Origin of the sequence: Saccharospirillum impatiens DSM 12546, from assembly GCF_000423605.1 — a bacterium.
Lineage (GTDB): Bacteria > Pseudomonadota > Gammaproteobacteria > Pseudomonadales > Natronospirillaceae > Saccharospirillum > Saccharospirillum impatiens.
Window position 1 is genome coordinate 40,984 of record NZ_AUIH01000032.1, and the last position, 8,848, is coordinate 49,831.

8 protein-coding genes are annotated in these 8,848 nt (G+C 55.4%); 5 read left to right on the forward strand and 3 right to left on the reverse strand.

What is annotated here, in order from left to right; translation table 11 throughout:
- Window positions 1–50 precede the first annotated feature (50 nt).
- Together G565_RS0114705 and G565_RS0114710 are read left to right on the forward strand one after the other, a co-directional pair.
- A complete protein-coding gene (locus G565_RS0114705; protein ID WP_051207978.1) occupies window positions 51–557 on the forward strand; it encodes a GNAT family N-acetyltransferase in 507 nt (168 codons plus the stop codon).
- Between the two features lie 201 nt (window positions 558–758).
- Entirely contained in the window at window positions 759–1,181 is a 423-nt protein-coding gene (locus tag G565_RS0114710) for a GFA family protein (protein WP_028671583.1), read from the forward strand.
- 212 nt (window positions 1,182–1,393) lie between these two features.
- Here the strand turns inward: G565_RS0114710 and G565_RS0114715 are convergent, their stop codons facing one another.
- Together G565_RS0114715 and G565_RS0114720 are read right to left on the reverse strand one after the other, a co-directional pair.
- A complete protein-coding gene (locus G565_RS0114715) occupies window positions 1,394–3,319 on the reverse strand; it encodes an alpha-amylase family glycosyl hydrolase (protein ID WP_028671584.1) in 1,926 nt (641 codons plus the stop codon).
- Window positions 3,320–3,435: 116 nt separating this feature from the next.
- On the reverse strand, window positions 3,436–4,449 hold the full coding sequence (locus G565_RS0114720) for a LacI family DNA-binding transcriptional regulator (protein ID WP_028671585.1): 1,014 nt from the start codon (window positions 4,447–4,449) through the stop codon (window positions 3,436–3,438).
- 303 nt (window positions 4,450–4,752) lie between these two features.
- On the opposite strand from G565_RS0114720, the gene G565_RS0114725 reads away from it, so the two are divergent.
- Genes G565_RS0114725 through G565_RS24320 form a run of 3 tightly spaced genes read left to right on the forward strand, consistent with a single transcriptional unit; the run spans window position 4,753 to window position 8,499 of the window.
- A complete protein-coding gene (locus G565_RS0114725; protein WP_028671586.1) occupies window positions 4,753–5,805 on the forward strand; it encodes a sugar phosphate isomerase/epimerase family protein in 1,053 nt (350 codons plus the stop codon).
- Window positions 5,806–5,833: 28 nt separating this feature from the next.
- A complete protein-coding gene (locus G565_RS0114730; RefSeq protein ID WP_028671587.1) occupies window positions 5,834–6,979 on the forward strand; it encodes a Gfo/Idh/MocA family protein in 1,146 nt (381 codons plus the stop codon).
- Window positions 6,976–8,499 carry a sugar ABC transporter ATP-binding protein gene (locus G565_RS24320; protein WP_037339487.1) on the forward strand — a complete coding sequence of 508 codons (1,524 nt, stop codon included), beginning with the start codon at window positions 6,976–6,978 and terminating at the stop codon, window positions 8,497–8,499. The genes G565_RS0114730 and G565_RS24320 overlap by 4 nt, the downstream gene beginning before the upstream one ends.
- A gap of 48 nt (window positions 8,500–8,547) precedes the next feature.
- Here G565_RS24320 and G565_RS0114740 read toward each other — a convergent pair.
- Window positions 8,548–8,848, reverse strand: a 301-nt coding sequence (locus tag G565_RS0114740) for a transposase (RefSeq protein WP_028671588.1), incomplete at its 5' end; no start/stop codon positions are given.

The window sequence follows — 8,848 nt, forward strand, 5'->3', positions numbered from 1 at the left end:
GGGGGACAAGCAATAATCCCGACCAATGACAAAGATTTGTGAGCCACACAATGACAGAGGCAGTAGGGGTGACCGGGACTGATTTTCGCATTCAAATTGATGATCTGAGCGGGCCTGAAATAGCGCTGCTGTTGGAGGAGCACCTGGCGGACATGAACGCCACCTCCCCACCGGAAAGCAAACACGCGCTGGATCTGGGCGGGCTGAAACACCCGGACGTCACCTTTTGGACGCTTTGGGCGAGAACCGGTAACGGGCAGGGCGACCAACTGGCTGGCTGTTGTGCGTTAAAGCGCCTGGATGACCACCACGGCGAAATCAAGTCGATGCGCACAGCACCCGCTTTTCGCCGCCAGGGCGTGGCTCAGCGTCTTTTGCAACACTTGCTGGATGAAGCCAGGGCACAGCACCTGCAACGGCTCAGTCTGGAAACGGGCTCCATGGATTATTTTGCGGCAGCCCGAGCGCTGTATAGCCGGTTTGGTTTTGAAGTGTGTTTACCCTTTGGCGACTATACAGAAGACCCAAACAGCGTGTTTATGACACGGCTTGTTTAGATTAGTGGCATGGTTGGCTGCAAGGGCATTCGTTCGTGCCCGGCCACCGGGTATGCCTATCCGGGGTCGGCGTGAATCCATCCATGGAGCCTAGACCGCAGCATCCTTGCTGCGGACTACCCCGGATAGGCATACCCGGTGGCCAGCACTTAATCCTGCGATTGCACTAAGTTCGAAAAATACAAAAACCGGAGGTTCAATATGGCTAATAAATTAGATGCTGTCTCAGGCGGCTGTCTCTGCGGCGCGGTTCGTTTTGTGGTAAACGGACCGGTGTCGGCTTTTCATCTGTGCCATTGCGACCGCTGTCGGCATTCGACCGGGTCGGCGTTTGCCGCCAACCTCTTTACCGTGCCGGATGCCATCACCTGGGAGCAGGGTGAGGATCAGATTAAACGCTTTGAATTGCCGACGGCCAAACACTGGACACGTCAGTTCTGTGCGACCTGTGGGTCCGGTCTGCCGTATGTAAATCGCAGTGGCAAGTTTCTGGTGATTCCGGCCGGCAGTTTGAATGGGGACCCGGAAGTGACGCCAGACGACCGTATTTTCTGGTCGGAACACCCGCATTGGGTTGATGCAATTGAGCAGTCACCGACCTTTGATCGATATCCGACTCGCTGAATTAATCGATACAAGTTGATTATTACTCAAGTTTTGGAATTCGCTGAGTTGACCAGCGGCGGTTACCTGGGGTGCCCCTGTGGGGTAGTCCGCAGCATGGATGCTGCGGCCTAGGCTCCAGGGATGGATCTACGCCGACCCCACAGGGGCGCCTCAGGTGGCCGGTGCGGGTGAATGCCACTTAGCCGACCCGAACTCCGCAACCCGAGTAATTACTGCACGGTCAGCCAGCGTACCTGATGTGGCTGCAGCGTCCGCATCGCCAGGCCTGCTTCCGGGTCGAGCAGATCAACCTGTTTGCCGCCCGACAACAGCGAGTCAATAAGTGACTGGTCCAGCTGTTGTTCGAAGTCTGCAAAGTTCGCCAGCACCAGCAGCGTGTCGGCATCCCGGGTTCGGGTGAACCCGAAAATATGGGGGTTGCCGGTTTCGATGATGTGGGTATGGGCGTCGCCCAGCAGGGGGTTCGCTTTGCGCACTGCAATTAACCGTTGCAGTCCGGCATAGACCTGGCCATTGGCCGTATCAGGCTGATTTCTCAGGTCGAGATCGGCGTCATTTACCGCCACCCGGTTGACCCAGCGGCTGTCATTCAGTTTGTTGACGTCCTGTTGATAGCTGTAGTCGTTTAACAGCCCCAGTTCATCACCCAGATACAGCAGTGGCACACCGCCGATACTGAGGATCACGGCGTGCATCAGCATAATGCGATTGATCGAGCGCTGCACTTCATCCGGGTCCTGACCAGCCAGGGCCTGTTCCAGGCCGGCCAGTGAGGCCAACTGACCGGCGACCCGGCAGTCACCGGTGGTTTTGTTCTCCTGGAAGGGCACGCCGCGCGCGAAACTGCCGGGAAACTGACCGGTGTAGAACTGGTTCAGAAAACGGCGGTGGTGGTCCGGGTCGGTGCCCAGGCTCCAGGCGATGGTGTCGTCGAAGGTCCAGCCGATGTCATCGTGACCCCGAATGTAATTCACCCAGGCGGTATCGGGTGGTATCGGGAATCGCGCCTGCAAGCTTCGGGTCATCAGGGTGACATCGCGCGTGGCCAGGGTGTTCCAGAGCATGGCCATGGTCAGCGGGTTGTAGGAGAGCTGGCACTCATCGGTGCTGATGTAGCGCACCACGTCATCCGGGTGCACGATCGCCTCGGATTTGAACAGCAGACCCGGAGCCGCGATGCGTGCCGCCGCGTTGAACGCCTGTATCAGCGAATGAGCCTGGGGCAGGTTTTCGCAGGGGGTGCCCGCTTCCTTCCAGACAAACGCCAGGGCGTCGAAGCGCAACACATCGGCGCCAGCATTTGCCAGAAACAGCAGCTCGCCCAACATGGCGTTGAACACGGCCGGGTTGCGGTAGTTCAAGTCCCATTGAAAGCTGTTGAAGGTGGTCCAGATCCAACGCTGCATGTCGTCGCGCCAGGTAAAGCACCCTTCGCGAATTTCCGGAAAAATTTCGCGCAGATAGGGCTCATAGGGCGCCATCTGGCTGCGGTGATCGAAGCAAAAATAATAATCGAGGTAAGCCTGTTCTCCCTGCTGGGCTCTGACCGCCCAGTCGTGCTCATCCGAAGTATGATTAAACACAAAATCGAGCACCATGGCGATGCCCTCCTTGCGCAGGGCGGATGCCAGGCGCTTCAGGTCGTTCGTGGTGCCCAGAGCCGGGTTCACCTCACGGTAGTCGGACACGGCATAGCCGCCGTCGCTGTTGGCTTCAGGCGCTTTGAACAAAGGCATTAAATGCAAATAGGTGAGACCGAGCTCTTTCAGGTAGGGGATTTGTTCACGCAATGCTTTCAGGTCGCCGGCAAACAAGTCGACATAACAGGCCGCCCCCAGCATATTCTCGCGCTTGAACCAGAGTGGGTCGGCCTGGCGCTTCTTGTCCTGATTGCGCAATACGGCCGGTCGCTGTTGAAAGGCTTCCAGCAAGGTGCCCAGCGTATTTTCAAGGTGATAGTAGAAATCGTACTGGTCGCCGTACAGGGAGCGCAGCAGACCAAAAAGCCTGGGAAACTGGGTGTTCAGGTTCGCTTCAAAGGCAACCCACTCTGTGTCGCTGTTGGCCTTGGGTTTTAGCCGGGGGAGTAAACGGTCCAGGGTGATGCGGGCGTCGTAATCGAGCGAATGATCCATGGCGCGGCCTTCCAGCAAAAATACAGAGTGAACGGGTGGCTTTCCTCCAGTCTAACCAGCTTGGCGGTTAATGTTAACTTAATCGTTTAAGGGGGTTGCTGACCGCCATGCTGTCGTCAGGATTTGGGCGCCTGTGTCGTGCTGGCCCGCACAATCAGCTGGGTACTGAGTACTTGCTGGTGAGGTACTTGCTTCTTGCGCAGGACGTCCAGCAACAGACGCATGGCACAGCGGCCTATTTCGTCTCTGGGCTGGCTGACAGTCGTGAGTTCAGGCTGGCAGTATTCGCTGAGGCCGATGTTATCGAAGCCGATAACTGACAGGGCTTCCGGTACCTGAATTGATGCGTCCCGCGCCGCTTTCATCAGACCGATAGCCATCTCGTCGCTGTGGCAAAAAATGGCTGTGGGGCGATGTTCCTGTGGCATCGCGAGCAATACTTGCCCCTGCTGATACCCGGATAGAAAACCGAAATCACCTTCGACGATCCAGCCCGGGTTGACCGCCAGGCTCTGACGTGCCATTTCCGACTGGTAGCCTTTCACCCGGTCGATGCAGATGGGGTTCTGCATGGGCCCGGTTATAGAGGCAATACGCTGATGACCAAGCGAAGCCAGATATTCGACAGCACGAGCCGCAGCCAGTGGGTTATCAATGCGCACGGTGGGGAGGGCTAGCTGGTCAAAATATTCACAGGCCATTACCAGCGGAATCTGGCTGCCACGTGCTTGTTGGGTGACCAGGGTCAGTGGGATCTCAGCCGTTAGCAGAATGATGCCATCGGCCTGATTGGTGGGCAGCAAATCAAAGTAAGCTTTGGCGCGGCCGGTGTCATGTTCGCAGTCGCCCAGCAAGACCCGGTAGCCTTCCCGGTGGGCAATGTCTTCCAGCCCTGCAATGATCTCTGAGAAAAAAGGGTTGGCGATATCGGGCAGCAACACGACGATGGTGCGGGATTCGCTGCGGCGCAGATTGCGTGCCGCGAGGTTTGGAGAATAACCCACTTTGGCAATCGCGCTGGCCACTCGCTTGCGCGTGGCTTCAGTCACTTTTTCCGGGTTGGCGAGCGCTCGTGAAACAGTGGCGGTGGAACAACCGGCGGCGAGGGCAACATCTTTAATGGTGGGCATGATACGTATCTTCAACGTCAACAGGGTCGATGGTATCACAGGCATTCAATGCAGGATAAACCGGCCGGAAACCCGGCGTCCGTTGGCGTGCCATAGTGATCTTTATGTAATGGATTACATATGATAACAGAGATATTGGCACTAATTGGCGGCCCATGATGGCGCGCTATTCATCGAATATAAGCCAATTATTACCAATTTTCAAAAAATAAGCCTTGTGTTTGGTGGTTGACGTTGTCGTGTCTCTCTGCTTGAATGTAATGCATTACATTATACAAAAACAAAAACACAAGGTGTCTGATTATGAAGACCATCAAAGGGCCAGCGCTCTTTCTGGCGCAATACGCCAGTGATGAAGCCCCATTCAATTGCCTCGACAGTATCGCCCGCTGGGCCTCTGGCCTAGGGTTCAAAGGTGTGCAGATCCCCAGTGGCGACAAACGCCTGCTTGACCTGGAACGAGCCGCGATAGACCTCGATTACTGCCGTGAAATTACGGATCTGCTGGCCGGTTATGGGCTTGAAATCACCGAGCTGTCTACTCATCTGCAAGGCCAACTGGTTGCCGTACACCCGGTTTATGATGACCTGTTCGACGGTTTTGCCCCGGAGTCCGTGCGTAAAAACCCTAAGGCGCGGCAAGCCTGGGCTGTCGATCAGCTGTTGCTGGCTGCAAAGGCCAGTAAGAACCTGGGGTTAACAGCGCATGCCACCTTCTCCGGTGCCTTGTTGTGGCCTTTCCTGTACCCCTGGCCACAGCGCCCAGCGGGTTTGGTAGAGGCAGGTTTCGATGAGTTGGCGCAACGCTGGAAGCCGATACTGGATGCGTTCGATGAAGCCGGTGTAGACCTGTGCTATGAAATTCACCCCGGTGAAGACCTGCACGACGGAGCGACCTTTGAGCGTTTTTTGAGTGCGGTTGATCATCATCCGCGTTGCTGCATTCTGTTCGACCCGTCGCACTTTGTGTTACAGCAACTCGACTATCTGGGTTTTCTTGATCACTTTCAGGATCGAATCAAAATGTTTCATGTCAAGGATGCACAGTTCAATCCGACGGCCTTGCAGGGAACCTACGGCGGGTATGAAAGTTGGGTCGACCGGGCAGGGCGCTTTCGTTCACTGGGTGATGGCCAGGTTGATTTTAAAGGTATTTTCTCCCGATTGGCTCAATACGATTTTGCCGGCTGGGCGGTTATCGAATGGGAGTGTGCGCTTAAACATCCGGAGCAGGGCGCAGCGGAAGGCGCGCGTTTTGTGAACGATCACATCATTCGCGTGACCGACAAGGCGTTTGATGACTTTGCCGCCGCCGGTACTGATGACGCTGCTAACCGAACGCTTCTCGGCCTCTGAGCAACCCAGACGATAAAGGATGTTTGCAATGACCCAATCGACTCCCCTGCGCCTGGCGATGATTGGCGGCGGCCCGGGTTCAATGATCGGTGCCGTCCACCGGTTTGCCGCCCGCCTGGATAACCAGTTTGAACTTGTGGCCGGTGTATTCAGTACTCGAGCTGAAGGTAACCGGGAAACAGCGTCACAGTTGAGGCTCGACCCTGATCGCTGCTATGACAGTTACGATGCGCTTATAGACACTGAAGCCGCGCGCGATGATGGCGCCCGTGTTGTTGCCATAACCACACCCAACCATTTGCATTACCCCATTGCGCTGGCCTGCATTGAGGCGGGGTTGGATGTGATTTGCGAAAAGCCGATGACCGTGTCATTGGCTGAAGCTGAACACTTGGCTGAGCGCGTAGCCGACCGTAAAACACGCTTCGTATTGATGCATAATTATTGCGGTTACCCGCTGGTTCAGCACGCACGTGATTGTGTTCAACGGGGTGACCTGGGCCGCATTCGAAGCCTGCAGGTCGAATACCTTCAAGAATGGTTGAGTGAGGTGCCGACAGCTGACAATAAACAGGCTGACTGGCGGCTTGACCCAAAACGGGCCGGGTCTGCAGGTGCTCTCGGAGACATTGGAACTCACGCCTTTCAACTGGCCTGTTTTATCTCCGGCTTAACACCCGAATCGGTCAGTGCCGAATTGACGTGTCAGGTGCCGGGTCGTGTTCTCGACGATAACGTTCAGGCTATGTTGCGGTTCGAGGGTGGGGCAACCGGCATGTTATGGGCGAGTCAGACGGCCCCGGGTTTTGAAAATGCCTTGCGTATTCGTGTTGTCGGCGACAAAGCGTCGCTTGAGTGGGCACAGGAAAACCCGAATGAACTCTGGTTGTCTCCGTTGAATCAGCCCCGGCAACGCATCACGCGCCGGGACGAGTGGTTCAGCAATGCGACGGCAGCGAGCGTGCGCATACCGCCAGGCCATCCGGAAGGGTACCTGGAAGGCTTCGCCAATCTGTATCAGGCACTGGCCGCCGATGTGTCCACGGCCTCTCAAGGGGGGTGGCTACCCGATGTCTCTACAGGCGTTGACGGTCTGAAATTCATCGCGGCCACGTTGCGTTCGAACCAGAACAATGGCCAGTGGACGTCAATCAGCAACGGAGTGTCATCATGACCGAGCCCCTGATTCGACTGCACAAACTGGGCAAATCCTTCGGGCCCAACGTTGTTTTACAAGACATCAATCTGGACATCCATCCGGGTCAGATAATTGGCATTCTTGGCGAAAACGGGGCCGGTAAGTCAACGTTGTTGAAGCTGATCAGCGGTGTTTATCAGCCCAGTGTCGGATCGTTGGAAATAGGCGGTTACCACTATGGCGAACTGGACCCGGTAACCTCGCGTCGACTGGGTATTGCCATGATTCCGCAGGAGTTCAATCTGGTTCCCACTCTGCGGGTCTACGAGAACGTGTTTCTCGGTCAGGAAATTCGCAAACGCGGCTTTCTGGATCGCACGACTATGCGACGCAAAACCCTTGAAGTGATGGAAAGCTTGCACGCAACGCTTAATCCCGAGGCATCGATCAGCACGTTGAGTGTTGCAGAAAAGCAAATGGTAGAGGTGGCCCGTGTCTTGGTAGACGACGCTCGCGTCGTGATTCTGGACGAGCCGACCACGGTACTGACTTATAGCGAAGTCGGGGTTCTGTTTGATGTCGTGCGTCGTTTGCAAGCCACGGGTGTCGCTGTTCTGTTTATTTCTCACAAGCTCAAGGAAGTCATCGATCTCTGTCACAGCGTTCTGATTCTGCGCGATGGCCAGGTGGTTGAGCACTGTTCAACCACCGATCTGGATGAAGAGAGCATGGCCCGGAAAATGGTCGGTCGTGAATTGTCGCAGGTATTTCCGGCCAAACAGGAGCATACCCGTGATGTTGCGTTGGAAGTGCGGCAGCTATCGCTTGGGTCTCAGCTGACCGATGTGAATTTTACTTTGCATCGCGGTCAGATTCTCGGGCTATCCGGTCTGGTGGGTTCGGGGCGAACCGAGATCGCAGAAACGATCATGGGGTTGCGCCAGAAGACATCGGGACAGGTATTGATCAATGGTGAAGCCTGTGCCATTTCGTCACCGGAAGACGCGCACCGCCACAGCCTGGCCTATCTGTCGGAAGATCGGCAGGGGAAAGGCCTGGTGTTGAGCTTTAACCTGATTGAGAACATCACCTTGCTCAGCCTTAAGCGCTATGTGAAAGGCCTGATCCGGCATCGTGCCGAGCGTTGTCAGGCCGAGCATTACCAAAAAGCGTTAAGTATTCGTACGGCCAGTTTGACGACAGAGGTTGGACTGTTGAGTGGCGGTAATCAGCAAAAAGTGTATCTCGCCAAATTACTGGATATTGAACCGGACATACTGATTCTCGATGAACCTACCCGGGGTATCGATGTTGGTACAAAACATGAGTTTTACCGGTTGATTCGTACGCTCGCCAACGAAGGTAAAGCCATCCTGGTTATCTCATCGGAACTGGAAGAGGTTATCGGTTTGTGTGATCAGGTATTGGTGGTACGCGAAGGCCGTATTGTCGCCGACTTGCGCGATGAACAGATAAACGAGGAAGACATAATGTTGTACGCAGCGGGCGCCCGGAGCGCATCGACAGAAACCAGAGTGGGGGTATCGTGGTCATGAATCAGGCAAGAAACCGAGCCTGTACATATTTCTGTGTAACTGCCAGATTCACCGGTAATCCGCCAAGCGGTCTTCAAATTCGATCATAAAGCGATTCAGTGCCTGCTTCCAGTTACGGATCGGCATAGTCCATTTCTTTGATGCTTCGTGGATCGCCAAGTAGATTACTTTTACAGCCGAGTCGTCTGTCGGGAAGAGTTTCCGTTTTTTGACGGCCTTGCGGATGACGCTGTTGAGTGACTCTATGGCGTTGGTCGTATAAATCACTTTGCGGATGTCTTCCGGGTAGCTGAAAATCGTGTTGAGGTTCTGCCAATGCGCTCGCCATGAACGGCTGATCTGAGGATAC